Source organism: Kouleothrix sp. 19917 (assembly GCF_057073505.1).
This window is the reverse complement of the sequence record NZ_CP097099.1, coordinates 618,769-644,476: the sequence shown is the minus strand read 5'-3', so window position 1 is coordinate 644,476 and position 25,708 is coordinate 618,769. Positions and strand designations below refer to the sequence as shown.

The window sequence follows — 25,708 nt, the reverse complement described above, 5'->3', positions numbered from 1 at the left end:
GCGCGCTTTCTGGCAAGTGCTACGCGCTCGGCCGCGCAATTGAGATGTGCGGCGTTTGCTCGATCATCCAGCGCGCAAACTGCGCCGAATTAAGTTCGGCCTCGCCCACCTTGCCAGCCATGCGCCTGGCCAGCTCGCCAATCTGCACGATGCCGGTGCCTGCATCCCACGGCACCTGCGCCACTGTGGCATCGGTGCCATCGTCGCGCTGATTTTCCTTGTGAAGCTCCGTATGCTCCTGGTCGGGCGTATCAAAGCCAAAGTGCAGCGACTCGGGCTTCTGGTAGATGCCGATCTCCGCGACTTCGCCGGCACATACCAGCAGCAGCACATTTGGCGAAAGCTGCTCGCGGCGCATTTCGGCCAGTGGCTCGCCTGCGGCGCTATGCGCCTGCACCAGCAGGCCCGGCCAGCCCGCCACCGCATCCGAGCGCAGCAGCACGCCGCTAAGCACCAGCGGTGCCGTGGTATCGCCGCCCCCATCGGCAATGGCAGCCACGTCAGGGCGTTTTTGCGCGGCCTGCTGGAGCGCCGCGACATATTCCCACACCGCCACGCCAAATTCTGCAAGCAGCTCGGCCTCAAGCTGCTGGCCAAGCGTCGTCACGCGCCCCACACTAAACACGCCGTCGAGCAAGCAATCAAGCCAGCCGCGATCAATCGAGAAAAAGCGCAGCGCCTCGCGCGGCAGCATTGCTTCGTTGGGCACGAGGTAGTTGAAGGGCAGACCCTTGAGCATCATCAGGTCGGCGCACCAGCTGAGCACGGCTGGTGGCAGGATCGTCGCTTCCGGGGATGGGCTTGCGAAGGGCAGGTAGCTGGGCGTGTTCGCGCTTTTGCGAAGCTGGGCGCGGGCGCGTTTCCAGTGGTAAAGGCCCAGCGCCACGCTTTGGTTTTGCAGCGCCAGCATGCGCCCCAGCTCCCACGCGGCTGCATACGAGAGATCGGGCACGCGGGCGCTGGGAAGCACCAGCTCACGGGCGGCATGCACCGGCAGGGCACGCGCCAGTGGCGCGGGCGCGGCCACACATGGCCCGTGGTACAGCCCGCTGCCCTGCTCGCCCCCCGCCATGATGCGCGGCAGTGTGGTGTCGGGCGTCAGCACAGCGCGCCGCCGGTTCAGGCCATTCAGCAGCCCTTGCAGGTTTTGCTCGCTGCTGGTGCAGGCAAAGCTCCAGCTTTTCAGGCTCACGAATCGCACCAGGCCGCTCGCTGGCAGCGCGCCTGGCTCAAGCGTGCCATTGGGGAACAGCCCGGCCACCACAACCAGGTGCGCGGTGCTGCGCCGGCTGAGGTGCGGCAGGCGGTTGGCAATCACCACGGCCACTGGTTCGCCGGCCGGCTGGCCCGCGCTGTCGAGTGGCTGGCGCACATGGGCCAGCAAGGCCAGCTCGGCTGGCGCGGGCAGAAGCTCCGCCAGGCGTTTTTGCGGCACATCGATCACGGCCAGCTTATCGCCAGCCAGCTGCGCAGTTGGCACGCTGCCGGAAGGAAACGCCGCAAGCGGGAATTCGGCCGGCAGCTGCTTGGGGTCGCGCAATGCCGCCAGCGAGGCCACCCGCACCGCCGGGGCTTCCGTTTCGTCGAACAGCAGCAGCGCCAGCCAGGGCACGTGCGCGGGGCTGGGCGCGCCAGGCTGCATCCAGGGCAGCGCGCTGGCGCTCAGCACCACGTGCGGCAGGACGTTTGCATGATCGCCCAGGCTGCCTTCGGGCGGGAACAGCGACTGGACATCGCCGGGTGCCAGGGTCAGGCGTGCCGCCGCCACAGTGAACTGCGTGCTGGTATCGAAGCGGTCGGCGGGGATGCGCCTGGGCAGGTTGGCGGGGTCGCCAGTGCTGGCAACCTGCTGGCTGATCGTCACTGTGTAGGTGCCGTCGCCAAGCGGCGGAAGATGGTACTGGAAGAACTGAAGCGCGCCCGCAATGCCGGCCGGGTGGCCCAGCTTCGCCAGCGGCAGCGGGGCAGTATGCGCGCCCTGTGCCGGCGCTGCCGGACGAATCTCGAAGCCGGCCAGCGTGTGCTGCACCAGCGCCTCAGCATCCAGGCGCGGCTTGAGCTGCGCGTCGAGCTGGCCCCACATCGCGGCTGGCACAGGCTTGGTGATCGGCGTGAACACAAATTCCTGCTCGGCGGCCTTGCCTCCCCGCGTGATTGTGACGCTGTAGCTCGATTTCAGCCGCGTGCCAGGGTTGCGCTCGGGGGCGTCGGCGGGCTGCGGGCCAATCACGGTTGGCGGCAGCACCCCAACCGCGCCAACCGCAGGCAGGCCAACCGGCTGGGCGCGCGCCCCGGTGGGCTGGCTCGGCGCGTAGCCGGCATCCCCGCGCGCCAGCGGCGTCAGCGCGGGCTTGTCGGTGCCAGTGGCGTAGAGCGTCGCCAGATGTTGCACTGGCTGGCCGCCGATCTGCGCCTCGGTAAACGGCACCAGCGTGTTTGTCGCCAGCACCAGCTGCTGCGGCTCGATCAGCCCAAGATCCAGCGCGGCGTCGCTGCGCTTCTGGATCAGGCCAGCCTGCAGGGCCACGCCAAGCACCTGCTCGGGCAGAAATGCGCGCTTGAAATCGGCCCATTCGATCAGTTGCGCCTCTGGCCGCGACCGCGCGCCAAACGCCACATCGAACGAGATGATCGACAGCTGGATGTGTGCAGTGCCAGCAAACTCCGGCCCCCAGATATGCAGATCCGCGCCAACATGCACGCTCAGGTGGTGGGTACCGAAAAACCAGAAGGTGTAGTCAGCGCCAACATCGACAAACACGCGCGCATCATAATGGTAAGGTTTCCAGCCGATCAGGAAATCGGCCCCGGCGTTGAACCACGCCCGCAGATCGCCCGAGTGCCAGTTCACCTCAAGGTGGCCACCCGCCATCAGCGCGGCAGGCGTGAGCGCAAAGTAGGCGTCGCCCTTGATCGTCAGCGCGTCGCTGTAGTTCCAGTTGAAGCCCAGGCGCGGCACGCGCGGGTAGTGCGCGGGGGCCTGGAAGGCCGGGTGGTAGCCGCCCAGTGTCAGCGCGAAATCGCCGCTGTGCGGGCCAGCAAACCAGGCATAGAACGCAAAGCCGCCGGTCAGGTGGCAGGCGCGCGAAAACAGGTACGACTCGCTGGTAAGCTGGGCGCTCACGCCCAGAAAACCTTCGTCGGGCACAAAGCTGGCCTTGAGCGCAAGCTGCATCTCGGCCAGCGGTGTCACGCCCGCGCCAACGTCGGGCGGCGAAACCATGGTCGAAAGCCCGAGCAGGTCGATGCGAAAGCGATCATCGAGCGACACAATCAGCAGCGCAAACGAGTCGATCACCTTGAACGAGGTGAAGCGAATGCCCGCCGCGAAGAACAGCGCGTTATCGGCTGGCGGCAGGCTGGTGCGAAAGCTGGCCAGGGTCGATTTAAGCAGCGCGGCCGGGTTCTGCGCGCCCGTGATTGGCGCGGGGCGCTGGGCAGCCGCCACCAGCGGAAAGCTGCCAACCTGCTCGACGGGCGGCACAACCACCCGGCGGTTATAGCCAAAGCCAGCCGCCAGCCCGGTAACAAAGAAGAAGGCCGGCCCGCCAATTGGCTGGTCGAGCAGGGCGTAGATGAACAGCGAGGGATGGCCGGCGATGGTGGTGTACGAACCAAGCGCGGCCAGCGAGAATTTTGCGGTGCGAATGACCGCCGCACCATCGTACTCGTCGTCGGGCTGGTTGGCGCTGGCAGGAATGCGCAGCAGCGCGCCGCTGATCTCAACCGGGTCGTTGCGGTAGGAAATGCCCAGGCCGCGCAGATCGAACACTGGCGCGAAATGGTCGATTGGCGAGCCAAAGCTCAGCCCGTCGAGCGCAAGTGTCAGGCCGGCCATGCTCAGCGCCGCGTCGAGCAGAAAGCGCAAGGCCTGCTCGCGATATTCCACGCCGACGCGCTCGAAGTGAACCGGGCCAAACGATTTTTGCAGATCGAACCATTTGGCGGTGTCTGAGCTTACCACCACAGCATCGCGTGGCGCAGGCGGCGTGGGCGCGGTGCTGCCAGCCAGCGGCATCGCGAGGGTACGCTGGCCCTGGCTGCCCAGCCGCAGCACCGCCGAAACCTGCGCGCCACGCGCCAGCGCGCCCTGGCTGTCGTCGGCTGGCAGGGCCGCAATGCCAGGGGGCAGCAGCGCGTTCAGCTCGCCAGCTTCGGTGGCGGTGAACGCGGCCGAGGCCAGCAGCACGCGCAGGGTTTCGACACCGAAGCGCTCCTCGGGCGGGAAGTGCTGGCCGATCAGCGGCAGGTTCGAGAGGCTCAGATCCACGCCGAGATCGAGGCCGAACAGAAACTTGCCCTGCTGTGGCGCGTTGCCGCTGGCGGCCTGCGTGCGCCGGTAGGCCAGCAGCACATCCTTCAGGTCGATCTCAATATCGCCGACCAGCGCCACCAGTGAGAATTCGGGCGATTCGGCGGCGATCACGGCGCGCAGCAGCGCCGCCAGCTTCAGCCGCTGCGCGCCGCCGCTGTGGCTGTAGGCCGCCAGAAACGTTGTCGAGGCCGGCGCAGCAGCCAGCCGCAGGTCGAACACGAGCGGCGCGGGCAGCTCGGCCACAGCGACGTTCATGGTGCCGCCAAACAGCGTGCGGTAGCCCGCGCCATCGGGCTGCACGTCGATCAGCACCTCCACGCCAACTGCATCGCCCGCATGGCTGCCGATTGGGAACTGCGCACGGCAGCCAAACGTGAAGTGGCGCAGCTTGGTATCAAACGACACCGACAGGTCGCTGATCACCAGGCCCGCCAGCGTGGCGGGTGGCGTATTCGCGCCAAACATGTGCGCCAGGTCGGCCAGCAGCTCCCCAATCGGGATGGCCTGGCCCGGGCCGGTTCGGCCAGAGAATTGCCAGCCGGCGCCACCGCCAGGATAGCTGGCGCCCAGCATCACGTCCACGCCACCAACCGCGAAGATTCCGTACACAGCAAAGTTTGGGTCGCTGCCCGCCCGGTAGGCAAGATTGCAGGCCACGCTTTCGATCACCAGATCGAGCCCGCTGACTGGCAGCGGCCAGTGCCCGTCCAGCTCCAGCGCAAGCTGGTAGTGCTGCGGTGAAAGCGTGATCTCAAGCTCATCGATCGTCATCGGCGGCACATCTGCGCTGGTGTCAAAGAACATCCCCAGCAGATCGGCCAGCTGAATGCTGGTGCCAGGCTTCAGCGCGCCCTGGAGCAGCCAGCCGGGGGCCTGCGCCGCCAGATGCACCACGCCCGCGCCAATCGCCAGCTCGCCGCTAATCTGCATCACGCCCTGGCGCCCCTGCGCATCGAAAGGGTCGTACAGCAGCATGCGGGCGCGCAGCTCGCCAATGGTCACTTTCCTGCCGGTGCGCGCGATCTGCAGCAGCTCCCACTGGTGCGTGCTTTTCACACCCAGGCCGATCAGGGTGACTTTTTTAGCGTATTGCAGATCGATGTCGAGGTAGAATTCGTCAAGCTCGATCAGCTGCTCAAGCGTCACCCCGCCGGGCAGCGGCATGCTGGCCAGACTGACCTGGTTGGTCAGCGCGCCCAGCTCGTCGAGCGCGGCCTTGCCCACATCCGACACATCGGCGCGCAGGCGGAAGCTATCGCCCAGCGCGCTGATCTGCGTTTCGAGCGAGATTGCGCGCTTCACACCCTGCGCGGTAAACGGCAGCCGCGCCGCCACGAGCATATACGGCCGCGCCGAGTAGGTGTTGCGCCGCGTGTCGCGGGCCAGCTCGTTGCCTACCGTAAAGGTCAGATCCTCCACTGTGCCAACCCACAAATCAACTGGCGGCATGGGCGGCGACTGGAGATCGACATAGTAGAGCAAGGAGCCGTTTTCGGTGATCACGATCTCGCCAGCCAGCGGCAGCTGGTTCTGCCCGGCCAGCGCCGAGAGCCCGCCGCTCATCTTCGCCAGGTCGAGCACGCCTTCAAAGTGCGCGCCCGGCGTGGAGCTGCCTTCCGGGTGCGAGCGCAGCGTGATCTGCGGCGCGCCACTGAACACCAGATCGCCAACCAGGGTGTGCTGAAAGGGCGGCAGACCGCTGCCCAGGCCCCAGCCCGCCCCGGCCGTCGCCACCATGCGCAGCGCAGCCTGCCCATTGATCAGCCAAAAATCCAGATCAACGGACAGATCGCGCAGCGGCGCAAATGTGCCGGTGCCGTGAATGCGGATCACGGTATTCGCGTCGGTGGTTGCGCGCTCGGCAGCGCCGTGCAGCGTCAGCGCAGAATTTGGGAAGAAATCGCCCGCCAGCGCATCGACCTGTGCCGAGCGCAGCAGCGCCGCCGGCAGCGCAAAGGTGGTGCCGCTGATATGGTCACGCACAAGCTGGGTTAGCTCTGCCTGGTCCATCACATCCTCACATCTGTGTATCTCGCTGCCCTTTCAGACGCTCAAAACCGGCTGGGCAGCGCGTTCACGGGCAAGCCGCCTGCAGGATCTTACGTGCCCGACCCGTCGAAGTAGTACCAGATATGGCCTTCCTGCGCAGTCGAGCGCACTTCCTTGGCAATCGGCTTCTGATACAGCGCATATTTTTTGCTCGATGATGGTGTGTTCAAACCATCGAGAATAATGACAGTCTCGGCATCGGCAGGCGCGTTTGTGCGTAGATAGCGCCTGGCGTTCGGCTGGGGAAGGGGCAGTGGCGTATATTTCACCCCTTTGGTCACATCTTCCCATTCGTTCTTGAGTTCTACAAAGCGGTCATCTGATATAGAGCGCCAGTAGTGAATAAAATGAGAATCATAGTCTTGCGCGTGCGCAAGCGCCCGATCGATCACAGCGCCGCCGGGCAGGTGGTGCGCATGCTCGTAGAGCTGCACGCTCACTACGGCGCGCTTGGCTTTCACCCAGTCGGCAAACCCCTGTCCGAAGGACGTGAGACTGCTGCCATGGTGCGGCAGCTGGATCAGGGATAAATTCTGCAGATCATTCTTGACCAGGCAGATGCCGGAAAGCAGGTAGCTCTCGGTGCTTACCGTCATATCGCCGCAGATCAGGATCTTGTCCGCACCATAGGTGATCAGGGTCACCAGGCTGCCCGCGTTCCGCCCATCACCATCCGAAGGATCTCGGTCGATCAGGCTTTTCGCAACATTGCCCGCGATGATCTTGATCGACCAGTCTTTTTCTTTATACTTGCCGCTGCACACCACCACGCCATTACGGTCGATATTTTTCGTGGCATGATCGGCCCGAGAAAACGGCTTGCGCGTTGCGGTGATTGGCTCAGTTGTGGATTTGGTCCAGGTATCCAGCTTCGTTTCTGTCGCATTGATGCTCACACAGCACAGCTGCTCGACATGCAGAAGATTGTAGATTGTGCCGCTGCAATCGTTGGTCGGATAGATCAGGAGCGGGCTGTTGAAAAAGTCGTCTGTGGTGCGCTGTGTATGGCTGAAATAGACCTTTTTAGCCTTGACCATGCGGAAACCTTCGTTTTTTGGGCGCTTCGATCCAGTCAGCTTTCCTTTGGGTTTTGATCCCGGGTCATCGTCTGCGGGCGCATAGGTATAGCTGGCAGTCTCAGCGCCCAGCAGCTCGCTGACCTTGCTGATATGATCGATGTCGGGATGTGTCAGGATCAGGGCTTCAAGGTCCCGTTCCGCGCCTGCGGCTTCAAACACATATGGGGAGCGCAGCAGCTCGGGGCCGGCAACATGGTCCCACGAGCTATCCTTTTCATCGACCTTCGAGCCGCAGTCGATCATGACATGCCTACCATCCGGGCATGTGATCACGCAGCAATCGCCCTGGCCCATCGACACAAACAAAATCTGCAGCAAGCCACGTTTCCAGCCTTCGGCTGCTGGCGCCGGCACATCAATATCCATGCTTACACCGCCTGGCTCAAGCTGGCGATCACCACCACCACGGCCTCGCCTTCGTAGGGGTCGTCGTAGTAACCTGTGTTGTCTTTCAGGTAAAAGGTGGTATACACCGTCACCACGTTGCCGCTGATCTCGGTTTTGTAGCAGCCCACACCAGCAGTTTGCACATATTCGCGGCCGCGGTTGTAGCGCAGAAACCATGTTTTCAGCATGGGCTGGGCGGCCAGCACCGGGCGCGAGAAGGTGAAGGTGTAGGTGAGGATGCGTTCGGAGCCGGTGTGGTTCTCGAAACGCAGCTGCTGCTCACGAAATTCAATGATCGGGATGCCCGACACCGGCTGCCCGCCGGCCACCTTCAGGCCACCGCTGAACAGCGCCGGGCCGCCGGCCACATGCAGTTTGGCATCGGGGATGTTGATGCCAATGCCGACATTATTGCCAATCGCATTGATCGCCAGTGGCTTGCTGCCATGCGATTGTATCCAGCTGTAGTTCTGGTCGTAGCCCATGCGCAGGTTCGTAGCATTGGTTGGCCCCAGAATCAGGGTGTTGCCATTGGGATCCTGGTTGGTGTTGATCACCTGTAGCTTGGCCTGGGGCGTCGAAGTGCCAACGCCCACATTATTCTGCTTGTCGTAGAACAGCGGCGATTTCTCGATCACGCAGGCGAACTGGCCGTCCCAGTAGCCGGGAATGTTCTGGTAGCGCAGGTAGAGGTTGGTGTGGCCGGCTGCCAGCGTGGTAGCGATCGGCCCCAGGCTCACCACAACTTCCTGGCCGGCTGCCAGCGCGGTCTGCGTGGGCGGCCGGATTTCCCACTCCAGCGATTTGGCGCTGGCCGTGGGCTCGATCACGCTCCAGCCACTGGCGGCGGGCTTGATTCGGCGCAGCTGGCTGGCAGTCGCCAGCGCCCAGTCGCCCTGCGGGTCGGCGTCGTCGGGCGCGTCGAAGGAGAGAATAAAGCGCGAGTAGGCCTGCGGGTCGGCCGAGCCTGGCACAAGCTGAATGGGCTGGGGCGCGGCGTTCACGATCCGCAGGCGCAGGGTTTGGTCCTGCCCGTTGTTGACGACGGTGCTTGTGCCAACAAAGCCCACATGGAGCGGGAGGTATTGCAGGCCGCGCTGGTTGATGATATTGATGTGCTGGGTGCGGTAGCCGCTGACTTTCAGCGCAGTGCCGCCATAGGTCAGCCGGCCATAGTGCAGCTCAACCCGGCTGCCGCGCGCGCCGCGCCGGCCATCGGCAGCAATATTCTGTAAAGTCAGCCGCAGCGCGCCGCCAGGGTCGAGCGTGACGGCCTGCGTTGCCAGCAGGTAGAGCGAGCTGCTGCCATCGGCCTGCTGCAGTCGCCCAACCTTCCACCCGTCTTCGTCAACGGCAATTGCGCCGCCGCCGCTCGCCAGCACGCCCGGCCGAAAGCGCAGCTCGAAGTGGTGGTTGCTCTTGCTGGCGTCGCCCGTCAGCGTGTCGAGCAGCAGGGGCTGCCCCGAGCGGTTGGCGATCTCGAGCTGGGCGCTGTGCCCGTCGGGCGTGTCGAAAATCGCCAGCACGGGCTGGGCGTCGTCATCGTGCAGGCTAAACTCAATCGGGTGGCTGGCGCGAAAAGCCGCGCGCGCGCTGCGGTCGTCCTCGATGATCTGGCGGATGTCGTCGGCGTCGAGCGCCTTGCTATACAGCCGCACACCGGCCATGCTGCCCGCGAAATACAGCTCGGCCATGCCTGGCATTGCCAGCGCCAGATCGAAATTCGCAAAATCAAACCGCGCATTTTTGGGCTCGCCCACCTGCGTGCCATTCAGGTAGCAGCGCAGCTGCGCGCCATCGTAGGTGGTGGCGATGTGTGTCCAGGCAGCAAGCGGCAGCGCTGGCGCAAACTGCACGCCGCTCCACACGCCAATCGCCAGCTCGCCGCTGGGCATCAGCAGCCAGTGGTGCGCGCCCGGGCTGTTCTGCCCCTGCCTGAGCAGCCAGGCCCGCCCGCTTGGGTAGCGCTCGGCGCGCACCCAGCCAGCGACCGTATGCGCGGGGTTGCGCGGGTCGGGCGCGGGCGAATCGGGCTCGGCTGGCGCGCGCAGGTCGGCATTTGCCACCGTGATCGCGTCATCCTGCCCATCAAAGCGCATACAGCTGCCAAACGTGCTATCGGCGACCAGCTGCGGGTTGCCGGCAATGCGGCCGTGCCGATTGTGAACCGAGCGATCAACCGCCATTGCGTTCGTCACTTCGTCGAGTGGCAGGTGCAGCACCAGATGGCTCTCGACAATGCTCATTGCTGAGTTCCTCCGTTATTCAGGAAATCGGCCGGGCGCTCGGAGCACCCGGTTGATTGCATCAGGGGTGGGCGCGCTATCGTTCGTGAATTGCTCGCTGCGGCAGGCAGCAGGGCCAGGATGCCTAGCCGGCGCGCAGCTTGACCCAGCCTTCGCGCAGCTCGGGCGGGCCGGCGAAGGTCGCGCGCGTGCTGGGCGTGCCGATCTGCTGGCGGTGCAGGTCGAAGATCTGCTCAAGCAGTGGCTCGGCCCCGGCCAGGCTGCCCGCCAGCACCGCCTGCTTGCGCTGGTCCTGTGGCACAATCAGGGCTTGCTCGGGGCGGCCCGGCAGCGGCGCAAGCCAGCCCACGTCGTCGCGGTGCAGGCTGGCCCAGGCAGGCTCGCCCAGGGCTTCGGCGGCGCGCCCAATAAAGCGCGCGCGTAGCACCGGCCCTGCGCCGAACTCGGCCAGCAGCGTTTGCGCCGCCGCCTGCCAGCCCGCAAATGGCGCGGCCAGCGTGGCAGCCCGCCCCGGCACGTCGGCGGCGCGCACCAGCGCAGTATCGCCAGCCGCCGGGGCCAGCCAGCCGACGTGTGAGTCGAGCAGGGCATCCCAGAGCCGCCCGGCCAGCGCCTGCCGAAAATCATCGCGGGCGAGCGTGGGCGCCGAAAACAGCTCGGTCCACTGCTCGCCGTCGTGTTCAAGCCACGACCAGGCGTAGCCAAGCTCGCTCGGCAGCGGCAGATCGATGGTGCGCGTGCCGGTGAGGATGGGCGCGGCCAGAAACGTCACCTCGATGGCGCGCAGCGCGTCGACGTACTGCTCGGGCAGCAGGCCAATCGCCTTCACGGGCTGAATGCCTGAGCGGGCGTGCACAACGCCACGCGGATCGAGCAGCATGCACAGCGTCACGGGCGGGTCTTCCACACCACACAGCAGCCGGGCGCGCGGGTCGTTCGCCACAACGATCTGCGCGCTGCCGCCCTGGTACGATTGCGGGGCATAAAACAGCCCGTCGGCATAATCGCCGCGCTGGTCTTCGACCCAGTAGCCAACCAGGCCATCGTTGAGCTGGCCGACATCGCCCAGGTAGACGGGAAAGCGCACGCGCGGGAAGTTATCGTGATCGCGATTGTTGCGCGTCAGATCCTGCTGGAAGCTGGCCCAGCCCTGGTTCACCGCCGGTGTGCCGCGCAGCTGCAGATCGAGCGCGGCGCGCACCAGCGCCAGGGGCCGGCCCATCAGCAGCGTCAGCTCGGGGTGCTGCTGGCTGGTTTCAGGCTCGATGACCTCCAGCGCCTGTTCAATTGCGTCGAGCATGCTCGACATCAGGCCAGAATCCTGGCCTCTCAGAAACGTGACCATGCGCGTCAGGTGCGGCAGGTTCAGGCTGGCCAGGTCGGCGGCGGGCGCGCCAGGGGCCGGCAGCCATGCGCCCTGAGCATCAAGCGCGCCCAGCGCGTGGCCGGCCGGGTCGTACACCAGCAGCTGGTTGTCGAGGAAATTGGGCACCAGCCAGCCACAGATGGGCGCGGCGTCGGGGTGATCGACCATTTCCTGATTCGGGTGGGCGGCAGCGAGCCAGCGCAGGTCGAGGCGGGCGGGCTGCACCAGCCGGGGCGGCATTGCGATCAGGTCGGGCGAGCCAGCGAACAGCAGGCTTTCCGCCGCGCTCACCCGGTCGAGCGGCAGGTCGCGCAGCTGCCCAAAGGTGTCGATCAGGCGCAGGCGCAGCAGCTTGAGCGCGCCCGAGCGGATCGGGCTGAAGTCGCTGAGCGGGTCGGGCGCGCTGCGCGTAAACAAGCCCACCGCCTTGCCCACTTCATCGCTGAATGCGCGCGCCTCGCCAAAGCCCAGCGGGTCGGCCACGCCAAGCTGGCGCACCTGGCGGTGTTGCAGCAGCGCCTGGTGGAAACCGCCAAGCGCCTGCGCAAGCGTCGTGTCGCTCTGCAGCGCGCGATACGCACGCATTGCCGTAAACAGCGGGTCGCGGGCGCGCCCTTCTGGCGTTGCCAGCGCGGCGTGGCCAGCAGCGTACCACTGCTGAAGCGCGTCGATCTGGACGGGCAGGAACGCAAGATCGCGCTGATCAGCTGGAATATTCTGTGCCTTGTAGAAGTCGTCGAGCAGCTCACTGCGCAGGTAATCGGCCAGCCGCGCCTCCAGCAAATCGTCGGCGTGCTGCGTCAGGATGCTCGCCCCGCGATACACCATTGCCACCTGCGCCAGCGCGCCCGCCCCGCCGGGAAGCACAAAGTCGGGCTGGTCGGGCGGCAGCCGGTAGTTGGCGGTGACAAAGGTATCGGCATAATCAAGCGTGGCCGGGGCAATATTGCCCAGGTTGCGCAAGGGGTAGAGCTGCGCTTCCCATTCGAGCAGAAATGGGTGCCATGGCGCGGCCCATTCGTTGACGCCAACGCCATTGGGATGCGGCGCGGGCTGGAAACCAGCCAGGAGCTGGGCCGGGTTGCTGCGGGCGGCCACCACCAGCGCGGCGGGCGTTTCCAGCGGCGCAAGTTTGCATATAAGGTCTCCATCCTGACCGTGGCGCGCGGTTGGTTCGATATCGGGGCCACTGATCAGCACCACCGGGTCGCGCGGCTGCCAGTAGCGCGGCGCGGCGATGCGCTTCACCACATAGCTCGATTTCGCCTTCTGCATGGCCTCGCCCTGATTCAGCACGGCCAGGCGGGCGTGCAGCTGCGCCAGCGCCGCCGTGATATGCCGTTCGAGCGTGTCGGCCTGTGTGCCAGTGGTTGCGGTATCCAGGCGGCGCAGCGGCTCAAGGCTGCGGGTGCGCACATAGTGGCGCGCTTCATCAACGTCGGGGTAGGCGTCGCGCGTATCTTCGGGCGGGTAGGCGCAGAGCATGTATTTGTACCAGTCGGAAAAAAGCTGGGCGCGCAGCGTATCGATCTCGATCAGTGCCGCGTCGTACTCGCGCTGCGTCTGGTTCAGCGCAATCAGCAGGGTGCCGGCCAGCTCGTCGCGCAGATCCAGCGATTCGCGCGCCTGGGCCTGTTCGGCATTGGCATCGCCCTCTGCATGTTCCAGCCGCACCGTCCACAGCGAGCCGCCGGGGATGGCCTGGAAGCCACGCTCGTGGCGCGCTTCGCGAAATTTCGCGCCAACATCCAGCTGGCGATGTTCCAGCCGGGGCAGCAGATGCAGCGCCTCCAGCTGATCTTCGATCAAAGCCCGGTTGCTGGCATCGATCTGCTGGCCCAGAAAGGCCGACAGCGCCTCGACCGCCGTGTTGCCAACGGTGATGCTTGTGTGCGGCGTGGTGCTGGGGGCTGGCGGCGCGGCGTCGCGCCGGCAAATCAGGCGCGCGTGGCAAAGCATGCGGTCGGGCAGGTCGCCCGCTTCCAGCAGCCAGTGCGAATCCTGCTCGAGCGCCTTGCGCAGCTCGGCGGCGCTGGGCGGCGGCGCGCCAGGCTGGGCCTGCCGCAGCACACGCGCCCGAAACCCCGCCAGGTAATCCTGATCGGCGCGGCTATACCAGCCAATCACGTCGTACTGCAGGCTGGCTGGCGGCGGCGCGCTGGCAAAGTCGGCGTCGTAGAAGCCGAACACACTGCGGCAATTCGGGTAAAACGCTGCAAAGGTTGGCTCGCCATAGCCGCTGCCGTCGGCCTGCTCGAAACCCACCGCCGTCACGCGGCCAACCCGCTCGGCTGGCACAAGCTCGCCCGGCCAGAGTTCAAGCGGCATGCTGCGGCCCAGGTAGCGAAATGGCCGGTGCCGCCCTGCCGCCGGGTTCGGGGTGAATGGCACGCTCACGCCACCCTGCGCGGCGCCCTCGCCATCGGGGTAGAGGTAGTCGCTTTCCACGATCCAGGCTTTGGCCGGGGCGTCGCCGCTGCGCAGCACCAGCCAGCGGTTCGGCACGCTTGGAAACACCGCCGGGCCGTCGTCGCCGCGCGCACGCGTCAGCGCATCGGGCAATGCCCAGTGCAGGTGCACGCCCTGGCGCAGCAGCAGATCCTGGTTCTGAAATGGCTGGCTGAGAATTTCTTCGCTGATATTGGCAACATCAGCGCCCGAGTCCTGGGCACCATCGGTGTAGGGAAGTCGCGCGTAATCGGCCGAGGCCGCCGCCACCATCTGATCGTGGTCGAGCACCAGCGCATCCAGGCGCATGGGCACGACAAGGTAAGGGCTCATCATCACCTGCCCGCGTCGGCGCTGCAAAGCGCCGCCACACTCCATCTTCCAGCGATTGCCCGGTGTACGTTTGTGAGGGGGGTGTCTGCGCCGATCATAGCAGGCGCTACGACACTGATCAATACGATAAATTACGTATAAGTGCCCTGCGCGCAGCCGCAGCCTGGCAGATCATCGTTCCGCAGCATTGCAACCACGAAAGGCGCGCGTGCGAGCGGGCAGCCACACCCGCGCTGTTCGCCCGCTGTCTTGTTGCTACTAAATACGTACTATTCCTGATATACAGCTGCCGCAAATCGTGCTACACTGCGTGGCATCCACCGCGGTAACCGGCCTGATAAACCCAGTAATAGAACCAGCACAGTTCTGGCGTTCGAGGAGCACTTGCCGTATGAGCAATGGCTTTGAAACCGCGACCCTTCCGAAAGTCGAAGGCGAATTCGCGCACAGCTACGCGCTTGTGATTGGCATCGGCGCGTACACTAACGACATCGCGCCCCTGCACTCGGCTGCCGCCGACGCGGGCCGCCTGGCCGATATTCTTGCAACCAGGCACTACTACAACGTCACGCTGCTCACCGACGCGCAGGCCACCAAAGCCGGAATACAGCAGGCGCTCGCGCAGCTGCCCGGCAAGGTAGGCCCGGACGATCGCCTGCTGGTATACTACGCTGGCCACGGCCAGACCGACCAGACGCAGGATGGCGACGAGGCGCTCAACCTCATTCCGCAGGACGCCGACCGCAGGCACACTGCGGGCTGGCTGCCCTACAGCGAGGTCATCGCCACGCTCGACCAGCTCCCCTGCCGGCATTTCCTGTTCATTCTCGACTGCTGTTTTGCCGGCTCGGTGCGCGGCGCGAATATGGGGCAGGCCAAGCAGCGCGACCTGATGGTAATGCCCAAAAAGCTCTATTTCGAGCGCTACACCCGCTTTATCAAAGACCCGGCCTGGCAGGTGCTCACCTCCAGCGCCGCCGACCAAACCTCCAGCGACGCGCCCTTCGACGAGCTGGCGGGCAACCCCGAGCACTCGCCCTTTGCCGAAGCGCTGTTCACCGCGCTCGAAGGCAAGTTCGCCGGCCTGGTGCGCGACGATGGCGTAATCACCGCTACCGACCTGTATTCCTACCTGCGCGACCAGATCGAAACGTCGAGCATAGGCAGCAACCGCCGGCAAACGCCGCAGATCTGGCCGCTAGCCAAGCAGGACAAAGGCGAATATGTCTTTCTTGCGCCGGGCCACAGCCCTTACGATCTGCCGCATAACCCGCAGCTCACGCCCGAAAATAACCCCTACCCCGGCCTGCGCGCTTTTACAGAACAAGAGCACACGCTGTTCTTTGGGCGGCGTTACGAAACGAATCTTCTGATGTTTAGGCTGCAAAGCGCGCCACTGACGATTGTGAGCGGGCCTTCTGGCAGCGGCAAAACCTCGCTGGTGCAGGCCGGCCTGCTGCCGCAGCTGCGCGCCGACACCGAGACGCCGCGCACTCTTCTTGCGCCGATTACGCTGGGCGAGAATCCATGCGACCAGATCGCCGCGCTCGATCTGCCCGAGGTCGCGCCCGATGGTTTGCTGAACCGCGTGGCCGCGCGCTGGAACGGCGACCGTGGCCCGCTCAGCGCGCGGATCGACGCGTGGGCCAGCGCCAACGCTGGCCAGCAGCTTGTGCTGGTGCTCGATCAGCTCGAAGCACTGTGCGCCAGCAACCAGCCGGGCAGCCAGGCCGGCGACGCAGCAACTGATCTTGCCGACGCGCTGAGCAAGCACAGCGACATTCTGCGCATTGTTGGCATCATTCGCTCCGACGCGCTCGACCTCTTCAGCAAGGTGCACCTGACGAATAACAGCCCGCTCACGGCGCACTGGAAGCCCGAAAATATCGTCCCGATCAGCGGCACAGTCAGCACCGACCGACTGCAGGAAATGATCGTCGGCCCGGCCAGCGAGCGCGTGCTGTTTTTCGAGAACGATACGCTGGTGAACCAGATCGCCAACAGCGTCGCGGGCAACCCGGGCGCGCTGCCGGTGCTGTCGCTGGTGCTCAGCGCCACCTACCTCAACTACATCAAGCGCGCGCCGATCGACCGCACGATCATCACCAAAGACTACGACGACATGAGCAGCCCGCTCAATGGCACCGAGCGCGCGCTGCTGGAACACGCCAACACGATTTACAATCAGTTGCGCACAGCAGTGGACGACCAGATTGGGAGCCAGCGCGCCGAGCAGCTGCTGCTGCGCATGGTGAATATCGACACCGACCCGCCCACGCTGCGCCAGGTGTACTACTCGTACCAGCCTTCGCCGAAAACATATTTTTCCAACGACAAAGAGCTGGATTATGCGGGCGATGTCTACGAAGCCATGCGCGCCCTGCTCGAACGGCTGATCAGCGAGCGGCTGGTGGTTGGCGGCGGCGACTCAAAAGGCGCGTATGTGGTGCCGGCGCATGTCGCGCTGGTGCAAAAATGGGATCACATGACGGGCTGGCTGCGCAGCGCGCACGACGACCTCGCCCTTCAGCGCCGCCTGTTCCCTTCGGCTGCGCAATGGAAATCGCAGGCCGACGCCGCCAAAAGCCGCTACGCCCGCCTGCGCGCTACCGGGCAGCTCTGGCTGGAAGACAATTCCGACTTCGAGCGGGCCAGCGTGACGCGGCGCGCCAGCAATAGCTGGATGAACCAGCTTGAGCGCGACTTCATCGACAAGAGCCAGGGCGAGCAGGCGCGGCGCAAACGCTGGCGGCGCATCAGCCTGCTCAGCACCATCGCCGTGCTGAGCGTGCTGCTGGTGGCTGCGGTCGCGCTGATTATTTATTCAAACCAGCTCGAACAAAGCTCGCGCGTCCAGCGGCTCATGTTTGCCTCAAACAACCCACCTTCGGGCGCGGCCGCCGATGCGCCCTTCCTGCTGGCCGCCGAGGCCGTGGTGCGTGGCGCAAGCTCGGGCGTCAGCGAAACGCTGCAGCTTGAGGCGCAGCAAAACCTGCGCAACCTGCTGTCGCGGCCCGATGTCGTTGCGCCAATCAGCAGCACGCTGGATGTTGAAGAAGCCGTGTTCAGCCCGTCGACAAACGTCGTTCTTCTGCGGGGCGCTTCTACGGCCCGCCTGTGGTCGCTCGATACGCGCACCATCACGACGCTGGCCAACCAGGTCGATAGCGCGCGCTTCAGCCCCGACGGCAACAGCATTCTCACGGTGGAAAACGACAACACGGCGCACCTGCGCGACCTGAGTGGCAAGGAGCTGGCGCATTTCGCCGCCGGGCACGAAATCAACACCGCAATTGTGCTGGCAGGCAATCAAAGCGTCCTGAGCGCCGATCTCGGCAATCTGATGCAGCGATGGTCGCTCGACGGCCAGCCGCAGGGCGAAGAAAAGCCGCTTGGCGGAGCCGTCGACTCGGACATGCCCCCGATCGACAATATGATCGGCAGCCCCACGCAGGCGCAGGCAGTTTTGCTGATGACTGACGGGCCGGCCTGGCTGTGGAGTGCAGACGCCGAACCAGTGCAGCTTGGGGTAGAAGAAGACGCCGATCTTACCGCAGAAAATGCCGCTTTTAGCCCCGATGGCAAGCTGCTCGCCGTCGGCTACGACAATGGCAGGATCGAAATCTGGGATACGGCGCAGCCCGAGAAAGAGCCAACCGTTCTGGCAGGGCATTTCAGCTGGATCAATAGCCTGGAATTCAACCCAGACGGCAGCAGGCTGCTCAGCGCATCGGCCGATCGTACTGCGCGCATCTGGTCGCTCGATGGCAAGCCGCTTGCCAGCCTGAACGATCATACCGACGCGGTTCTGAATGCTCATTTCAGCAAGGATGGTTCGACAATCATCACGGCATCAACCGACGATACCGCGCGCCTGTGGTCGCTCGACGGCTACCAGCAGCTTGTGTTCCGCCACACTGCTCCTGTCGACGAAGCCTGGTGCAGCCCCGATGGCAAGTATGTGTTCAGTGTGCTGACGGATGGCAGCGCCCAGCTGTGGCAGGCACATCCGCACATCCCCGGCCTGGTACGAACCGAAGAAGCCGCCATTGACAGCATGGTGCTCGCTTCCGACGGCAAAGAACTACTCACTGCCAGCGATAACATCGCCACGCTCTGGTCGCTGAGCGACGGCCAGAACGCACGCTTCTCGCTGGATGCGTCAATCCTGTCGGCAGAGACAAGCCGTGATGGCGAGCGCGTGCTGGTCGTCACCGACGACGGCCCCGAGCTACTCGACCGCAATGGAACCAGGCTCGCCACACTTGTGGGCAGCGACGAGACTATGCGCAATGCGCACTTCAGCCCCGACGGGCAGGCGATTGTGACGGCTGAAGGCTACGAAGCGCGCATCTGGGATCGCGACGGCAAGCTGCTTGCCAGCCTGGTCGGGCACGACTTCTGGGTGAACGACGCCGAATTCAGCCCCGACGGCCAGCACATCGTCACCGCGTCCGACGACCATACCGCGCGAGTGTGGGATCGCAGCGGCAAGTTGATCGCCACGCTGCAAGGGCATAGCGGCGCGGTTCAGCGCGCCATTTTCAGCCCGAACAGCCAGCAGATCGCCACCCTCAGCTACGATAACACCGTGCGCTTGTGGGATCTGGCCGGGCATGAACTGCACTCGCTTCCGCAAGACTCGCTGCCCATAGAAGCCGTGTTTAGTCCGGATGGAAAATGGCTGGCGGTTAGCAACGAAGGCAATACCGTGCAGCTCTGGAACCTGGACGCGCCCGAAACACCGATCTACCTTCGTGGCCACACCCTGCCAGTACGTGTCGTGCGTTTCAGCCCCGACGGCCAGAGCGTGCTGACAGCCTCCGACGACAAAAGTGCCCGCATGTGGAACCTGCAAGGCAGCGAAACCATGATACTGCGCGGCGCATCCGACACCGTGACTGGCGCGGTGTTTGTGCCCGGCGGCGAGAACAACGCGGCTGCTTCAATCATCACCAGCTCGTACGATGGCGCGATACGCACCTACCCGCTTGATCGCGAAACGCTGCTCAGCCAGGTGGCCTGCCGCGTCAACAGCCAGATTAACCCAGCCGTGCTTGAGCCACTGATCAACGACATTGCAAACAACACCCCCGAGTTCGATTACACAACCTATTCCTGCCCGCTCGCGCTTGGGCAATAATGCAGCGTGGCCGCCCGCCGGCCATACAGAAAGGACACAGCAATGGCAGTGAAAGCGCTTCTTGTTGGCATCAACAAGTACCCGAACCCCAAAGCCGAGCTGAAAGGCTGCGTGAACGATGTTAAGAGCATGCACAGCCTGCTGACCGAAACCTATGGCGTGGCCGCAGCCGACGTGCGCGAACTGACCGACAGCGCTGCTACCAAGCAGGCGATTGTGGATGGGCTGGCATGGCTCAGCCAGCGCGACGCCGGCGAAGAAAAACCGGTGCGCCTGTTCCACTTCTCGGGGCATGGCGTGCAGGTGCCCGACACCAGCGGCGACGAAGAAGATGGCACCGATGAAGCGCTCGCGCCCTACGACTACTCGTGGGACAACTACAGCAGCTTTCTCATCGACGACGAGCTGCGCGACCTGTACGCGAACATTGGCGCCGACACGCACCTGGTCGTGGTGATGGACTGCTGCCACTCGGGCACCAACCAGCGCGACCTGGAAAACGGCATCATCAGCCGCTCGCTCGGCCCCGACAACGACGAGCGCACCAAGATCGCGCAGGACGTGGCCGCCCGCAAGCGCGACAACCAGAAGAAGATCAAGGAAATCGCCGCCACCCGAATTCGTGAGCTGTGGCAGCGCGATGGCACACTGGCCAACGACCAGTCGCGCTTCGATGCCATGATGAAGCAGTTCGAGCAGCAGGCCCGCGAGGAACTGTTTGGGCAGCGCGATGTGGCAGGGACGATGGTGCTGATCACTGCCTGCCAGGATCGGCAGACTGCCGCCGACGCGCATCTGGGTGGCTCGTACAACGGCGCGCTGACCTACTACCTCACTAAAACGCTCAACAATGCTGGCGAACAGCTTGCGTACAGCGCCCTGATCGATCAGCTCTCCAGCGGGCTTGGTGCCGACCCGGCGCTGAACGCGCCCGGCTTCGAGCGGCAGATCCCACAGCTTGAGTGCGACACGGGCTGGCGCGACCTGCTGTTCCTGCGCGACCCGATGGGCGTGCGGGCGGTCAGCAAGTAGGCGTGATTCACAGTTCTGGTGGTGCGCAATAGCTTCACGCACCACCAGAAACGCTTTCCAGACTTCAAGTTTCCAGCGGTGCCGTCACTGGCTCTCCATTGCCGCCAGCGCCGTCGCCTCCTTGCCAAACGCGCCCGGCAGCCACGGCCCTTGCTGCGGCCCCATGCCCCACAGCCACCCACCGAGAACAATTGCGTAGTAGGCCAGCAGCACCCAGAGCGGAAAAGGCGGCAGTTGCATCGCCGCGCCCGGCACGCGCGCAAACCAGCGCGCGCCTTCAGTGAGCCAGGCGAGGAACAGGTAAGCCACCAGCGCCAGCCCTTGCCCGAGCGGCAGGTAGAGCATCCCTGCCAGCAAAGCCAGCGCGCCAAACAGCATGGCGTATGGTACCACCGGCAGCAGCACCACATTCGCCAGTGGCGCGATCACGCTCAGGTTGCCAAACTGGTAAAGGATGAGCGGCAAGGCCAGCACCTGCGCCGCCAGCGTGGCCGTAAGCGCCTCGCGCGCCCAGCCGAGCCAGCTCACGCGCAGAGGGGTGCGCATCAGCAGCGCCTCGGTGCCCTTGCCAAACGCAAACAGCGAGGCCGTGGCCAGCGCGCTCAGCTGAAAGCCCAGATCCCACAGCGTCTGCGGATCCCACAGCGTCATTGCCCAGCACGCCGCGAAGAGTGTCGTCCAGGCGTGGGCCGGGCGCTCGAGCCGCTGCCCCACCACCACAATCGTGCCCATCACTGCCGCGCGTATCACGGTTGGCGTCGCGCCGACAAACAGGGTGTAGAGCCAGATCGTGGCAAGGATCGGCCAGAAAGCGCGCCGCTTCGCGAGCTTGAATGTTTCCGCCAGGCGGTATAGCGCGGCGGCGATGATCGAAATATTCCAGCCCGATATGACCAGAATGTGCGATGTGCCAGTGGCCGAAAAATCGGCGCTGACATCGTCGGGGATGGTCGATTGCAGGCCCAGCAGGATGCCAACTGCCAGCGACGCCTGTGGCTCGGGCAGCTCGCGCAGCAGCACGCGCCGGGCGCGGTCGCGCAGATCGAGCAGGAAACGCCAGGGAGTGAGCGTGCTGCTGGCCACAGCCTGCACGCTCTGCGGCTTCATAATGCTGAAAATGTGCTTGCGCACCAGGTATTGCCGGTAGTCGAACTGGCCAGCGCGCTCGGCCTCGCGGGGTGTGCTGAGCATACCGTGCAGGCGCAGCCGATCGCCATAATGCCACTCGGGATAGGCGGGCAGCGTGGCGAGCACCAGCCCTTCTGCGGCCTGCCAGCGCCCCTGCACCTGCGCCCGCCCCACCCGAAGCGTCATGCGCTGCCCATCGGCCGTGCGGCGCGGGTCATCGATCACCACGCCTTCCACCACTATGTCGCCGCGCTCGTTCAGCAGCCATACGCTCTGCGGTGTGGCAACCGCCTCGGCCCACGCCAGCCGCGCCCCGGCCAGCGCCATGCAGCACAGCGCCAGCGCCACCAGGCGCAACCGGGGTGCCCGGCCAAACAGGCCAGCCAGCAGCGCGCTGCCAAGCGCAAGCAGTGCCAGCACGCCAGCGGGCAGTGTATAAAGGTCGGCAATCACCAGGCCCAACATCCAGGCCAGCGCAAGAAAAATGAGCGACATTGCAGCACCTTACTCTACGGCCATTCATCGTAGATGAACCGCGAGCAATGATTCGCAGGTACGTCTGCCTAGGTGCCATTTTGGTAATGCGTAGCGTATATGGCTGCGGAAAGAGCTATACGTATAAGCAGATACTACGTTTCCTCGTTTCCTGATTACTATTTAGTAATATAATTTAGCCCAAAAGTCATATTTACATCGTCTTATTTAAATAAATATTCATTTGACCAGAATAACGGATTCAGCTAGTATTACTTATACATAGGTATTTAATAGAATATTTCAAAGGCATCATATCAGCTATACAATATTTTTACGTCTTTCATTAAGCCAACACATCATGGCCAGATTGATCATACCCAAAATTTTACTATTTCCTTGTTATTTATACATTCTTTTGATATGAAAGGAGTTTACCATTCTTTAATCCTTACTATTTTTACAGAAGAAACCGTCTATAGTATTGGAGGAAACATGCGCCCATCGAAATCGAGTTTTTGGCAGCGACGCTTTATATCTGCGCGCTTTATATCTATTATCAGTACTCTTGTCCTCTTAGTATCAATTGGCGCTTCCAATGCGTCGGCCGCCAACTTAACGATTACAGCAGCATTCCCCTCATTTAACAATGCAAATATTGGGGTATGGAAGCTCAATGGCGCGTCGCAGCTGGTTGGCAGCGCCATCCGTCTGACGCCAGCAGTCGCCCAGCAGAACGGCAGCGCCTTCTTCAAGAACCGCATCTCACTGGCCAACAAGCGGTCGTTTAGCTCGTATTTTGTGCTGCAGTTTTCGCAGGGCTCGGTTCCGCCTGCCGACGGCATTGTGTTCACCATCCAGACCCAGGCGAATGATGTGACATCGTCGGGCGGCGGCCTCGGCTACAAAGGCATTATGCCCAGCGTTGGCATTGAGTTCGACACCTGGAAGAACGTCGAAGACGGCATTGCCGACCCCGATGCCAACCACATCGGCCTGGATATCAACGGCGACGTTCACTCGGTGCAGACGGCCCCAGCGCCCGGCGCCCTGGCGAACAACACCTGGCACGTGTGGGTCGATTACAACGGCGCGACGAATGCGCTCGAAGTGCGTATGAACACCGCAAACAATCGCGCCGCTGCGCAGCTTGTGATGACGGCGACGCGCAACCTGGCAAATGATATCGGCCCCGATGCCTTTGTGGGCTTCACGGGCGGCACTGGCGGCGCGTATGAGAACCACGACGTGCAGTCGTTCTTCTTCCATAACAACTACCAGCCGATCGACACGTCGACGAACACCTACACCTCTGCGGCGGCTTCAGTGGCGCTGGGCGCCGCGCCAGCCACGATCAAGAACAATGGCGTGCAAAGCTCGGTGGTAACGGCGGTTGTGCGCGATTCGAATGGCGCGGTTATGGCCGGCCAGACGGTGACTTTCACCACCAGCAGCGGCAAGCTGAGCCCGGCAAGTGCAATCACCAATGCCAGCGGAAGCGCCAGCGTGCTGCTGACCGGGCATGTTGCCGGGCCGGCGGTGGTGCGCGGCACCGCGCAGGGCGGCGCGTTCGGCACGACGACGGTTCAGCTCATCCCGGCCGAGCAGATGTACTTCCCAGTGATTCGTAACTGCCCGGCCCCACCTGCCCCCTGCGTCACTATCGACAAGTAACTCTCACCTACCGCATACCAGGGCTCTCAGCAATGCTGGGGGCCTTGTTGTATTTCCGCCCCTGAAACAATCGCTGCCGCATTTCGTAGTATAGTGAAGCGCGCCCGCTGCGCCCGGAACGGCGCACAGCTATGCGCCAAGGCCATGTCACAGTTGGAACAAGAACGAGATCTATCCACAGATTACGCAGATTACACAGATATGGAATTATAATCTGCGCAATCTGCGTAATCTGTGGATGAATTTTGGGACTTTGACATGGCCCTGGCTATGCACCGCAGCACCTGCCCACGCCGCCAATTTCATGATAAGATGCCGGTAGCTTAGCCATTCTGCGCGCCCATCAGACTAATTTGAGGAGTTTGCCCATGCGCAAAATTTCGATCATGCTTTTCGCGCTTCTGCTGGTGGCCTGCAGCCTGCCCGGCGGCGGCAGCACCAGCGCAAACGGCACGCCCGAAGCCCCCAGCAACGCGCTCAAGATCGGCATTGCCTACAGCCCCGAGAAAGAAGGCTGGCTGACCGAGCGTATCAGCGCGTTTAATGCGAGCAACACCAAGATCAACGGGCAGGTGGTTTTCGTTGAGGGCGTGAATAAATCAAGCGGCGCCGCGCGCACCGAGATCAAAAACGGCCAGCTCAAGCCAACGATTTGGTCGCCTTCGGCCTCGACATGGCTCGAAGTGCTGAAGCAGGAAGCCAGCAACCCCAATATTGCGGTTTCTAACCGCGCGCTGGTGCTCACGCCGGTGGTAATATCGATGTGGAAGCCAATGGCCGAGGCGATGGGCTACCCAAACAAGCCAATCGGCTGGGCCGACCTGCTGGAGCTAACCAACGACCCGCAGGGCTGGGGGAAATTCGGCCACCCCGAATGGGGCCGCTTCTCGTGGGGCCACACCGACCCTGAGATCAGCACCTCGGCGCTTTCAACGCTGCTGGCCGAGTTCTACGCGTCTTCCGGCAAGCAGCGCGACCTGAGCATCGCCGACATTCAGAGCGACACGAGCACGCAGTTCATTCGCGATCTGGGCAAGGCGATCAAGCACTATGGCTACAACACACTGGTGTTCAGCGACAACATGCAGAAATTCGGCATGTCGTACATTTCGGCCTTCCCAATGGAAGAAGTCACGCTGATCGACTTCAACAAGAACAAAAACCCGCAGGTGCCGCTGGTGGCAATCTACCCGAAAGAAGGCACCTTCTACCACGACGACCCGTTTATTGTGATGGCGAGCGCCACTACCGACGAGCGCCAGGCCGCCGATCAGTTCTTCAACTTCCTGCTCACGCCCGACAGCCAGAAGCTGGCAATGAGCTTTGGTTTCCGCCCGGCCAATGTCGATGTCCCGCTGGCCGACCCGATCAGCGCGGCGTTTGGCGTGCAGCCGCAGGGCGTGCAGAATGTGCTGCCCTTCCCGCCCGCCGATGTGATTGTGGCCGCCAAGCAAACCTGGGCGCAGAACCGCAAGCGCGCCGACGTGATTCTGGTGGTCGATGTTTCGGGCTCCATGGACGAAGATGGCAAGCTCGATCAGGCCAAGGCCGGCCTTGAAACCTTTTTGCAGCGCATTCTGCCCGAAGATCGCATCGGCCTGGTTTCCTTCTCCAGCACCGCCAAAGTCGAGGTGCAGCCCGCGCCGCTGGGCGACAACCGTATCGCGCTGAGCGACGCCATCCAGCGCCTGCGCCCGCAGGGCAAAACCGCCATTTACGACTCGCTTCTCGCCGCCAAGCAGGCGCTCGATGCCCTGCCCGAAGAAAGCGACGAGCGCATCAAGGCGATTGTGCTGCTCACTGACGGCGCGGAGAACGCCAGCCGCACCACTTTCGACCAGCTCAAGAACACGTTCGACGAAAGCGGCATCAGCATCTTCCCAGTGGCGTATGGCAATACCAGCGACCAGAGCGAGGCCGCCAACACGCTGCAAGGAATCGTCGATTTCTCGCGCACCATTCTGGTGAAGGGCAGCACCGGCGATGTTGGGCAGATCTTCGACAACCTCAGCCGCTATTTTTAGATTTGCGGGT

Annotated in this window: 9 protein-coding genes; 4 read left to right on the top strand and 5 right to left on the bottom strand. The window is 63.7% G+C overall.

Translation table 11 applies throughout. The annotated features are described in order from the left end of the window. Positions 1–19 precede the first annotated feature (19 nt). The 4 genes from M1P90_RS02600 to M1P90_RS02585 all read right to left on the bottom strand — a co-directional run bounded on the left by M1P90_RS02600 (position 20) and on the right by M1P90_RS02585 (position 14,250). The gene (locus M1P90_RS02600; RefSeq protein WP_483701098.1) at positions 20–6,325 is read right to left on the bottom strand and encodes a DUF6603 domain-containing protein; all 6,306 of its coding nucleotides are present in this window, start codon (positions 6,323–6,325) and stop codon (positions 20–22) included. An 89-nt stretch (positions 6,326–6,414) separates the two neighbouring features. Next, positions 6,415–7,809: a ComEC/Rec2 family competence protein gene (locus M1P90_RS02595; RefSeq protein WP_483701097.1), complete on the bottom strand. Its 1,395-nt coding sequence runs from the start codon at positions 7,807–7,809 to the stop codon at positions 6,415–6,417. 2 nt (positions 7,810–7,811) lie between these two features. Further along, the gene (locus tag M1P90_RS02590) at positions 7,812–10,076 is read right to left on the bottom strand and encodes a LamG domain-containing protein (protein ID WP_483701096.1); all 2,265 of its coding nucleotides are present in this window, start codon (positions 10,074–10,076) and stop codon (positions 7,812–7,814) included. A 124-nt stretch (positions 10,077–10,200) separates the two neighbouring features. Beyond that, positions 10,201–14,250: a hypothetical protein gene (locus M1P90_RS02585; RefSeq protein ID WP_483701095.1), complete on the bottom strand. Its 4,050-nt coding sequence runs from the start codon at positions 14,248–14,250 to the stop codon at positions 10,201–10,203. 364 nt (positions 14,251–14,614) lie between these two features. Between M1P90_RS02585 and M1P90_RS02580 the strand changes: the two genes are divergently transcribed. Together M1P90_RS02580 and M1P90_RS02575 are read left to right on the top strand one after the other, a co-directional pair. Then, entirely contained in the window at positions 14,615–19,366 is a 4,752-nt protein-coding gene (locus tag M1P90_RS02580) for an nSTAND1 domain-containing NTPase (protein ID WP_483701094.1), read from the top strand. Between the two features lie 42 nt (positions 19,367–19,408). Next, a complete protein-coding gene (locus tag M1P90_RS02575) occupies positions 19,409–20,398 on the top strand; it encodes a caspase family protein (RefSeq protein ID WP_483701093.1) in 990 nt (329 codons plus the stop codon). Positions 20,399–20,482: 84 nt separating this feature from the next. Here the strand turns inward: M1P90_RS02575 and M1P90_RS02570 are convergent, their stop codons facing one another. After that, positions 20,483–22,021, bottom strand: a complete 1,539-nt coding sequence (locus tag M1P90_RS02570; protein ID WP_483701092.1) for a ComEC/Rec2 family competence protein — start codon at positions 22,019–22,021, stop codon at positions 20,483–20,485. Between the two features lie 402 nt (positions 22,022–22,423). On the opposite strand from M1P90_RS02570, the gene M1P90_RS02565 reads away from it, so the two are divergent. Next, positions 22,424–23,674, top strand: coding sequence for a lectin-like domain-containing protein (locus tag M1P90_RS02565; RefSeq protein ID WP_483701091.1), 1,251 nt, complete (start codon positions 22,424–22,426; stop codon positions 23,672–23,674). A 368-nt stretch (positions 23,675–24,042) separates the two neighbouring features. Then, entirely contained in the window at positions 24,043–25,698 is a 1,656-nt protein-coding gene (locus M1P90_RS02560) for an extracellular solute-binding protein (RefSeq protein WP_483701090.1), read from the top strand. Positions 25,699–25,708: the final 10 nt, after the last annotated feature.

Bases quoted from the DNA above. Each gene is read 5' to 3' on its own strand.
- M1P90_RS02560 (WP_483701090.1), top strand. From the start codon at position 24,043: ATGCGCAAAATTTCGATCATGCTTTTCGCGCTTCTGCTGGTGGCCTGC.
- M1P90_RS02580 (WP_483701094.1), top strand. From the start codon at position 14,615: ATGAGCAATGGCTTTGAAACCGCGACCCTTCCGAAAGTCGAAGGCGAA.
- M1P90_RS02595 (WP_483701097.1), bottom strand. From the start codon at position 7,809: ATGGATATTGATGTGCCGGCGCCAGCAGCCGAAGGCTGGAAACGTGGC.
- M1P90_RS02565 (WP_483701091.1), top strand. From the start codon at position 22,424: ATGAAAGGAGTTTACCATTCTTTAATCCTTACTATTTTTACAGAAGAA.
- M1P90_RS02590 (WP_483701096.1), bottom strand. From the start codon at position 10,076: ATGAGCATTGTCGAGAGCCATCTGGTGCTGCACCTGCCACTCGACGAA.
- M1P90_RS02600 (WP_483701098.1), bottom strand. From the start codon at position 6,325: ATGGACCAGGCAGAGCTAACCCAGCTTGTGCGTGACCATATCAGCGGC.
- M1P90_RS02570 (WP_483701092.1), bottom strand. From the start codon at position 22,021: ATGTCGCTCATTTTTCTTGCGCTGGCCTGGATGTTGGGCCTGGTGATT.
- M1P90_RS02575 (WP_483701093.1), top strand. From the start codon at position 19,409: ATGGCAGTGAAAGCGCTTCTTGTTGGCATCAACAAGTACCCGAACCCC.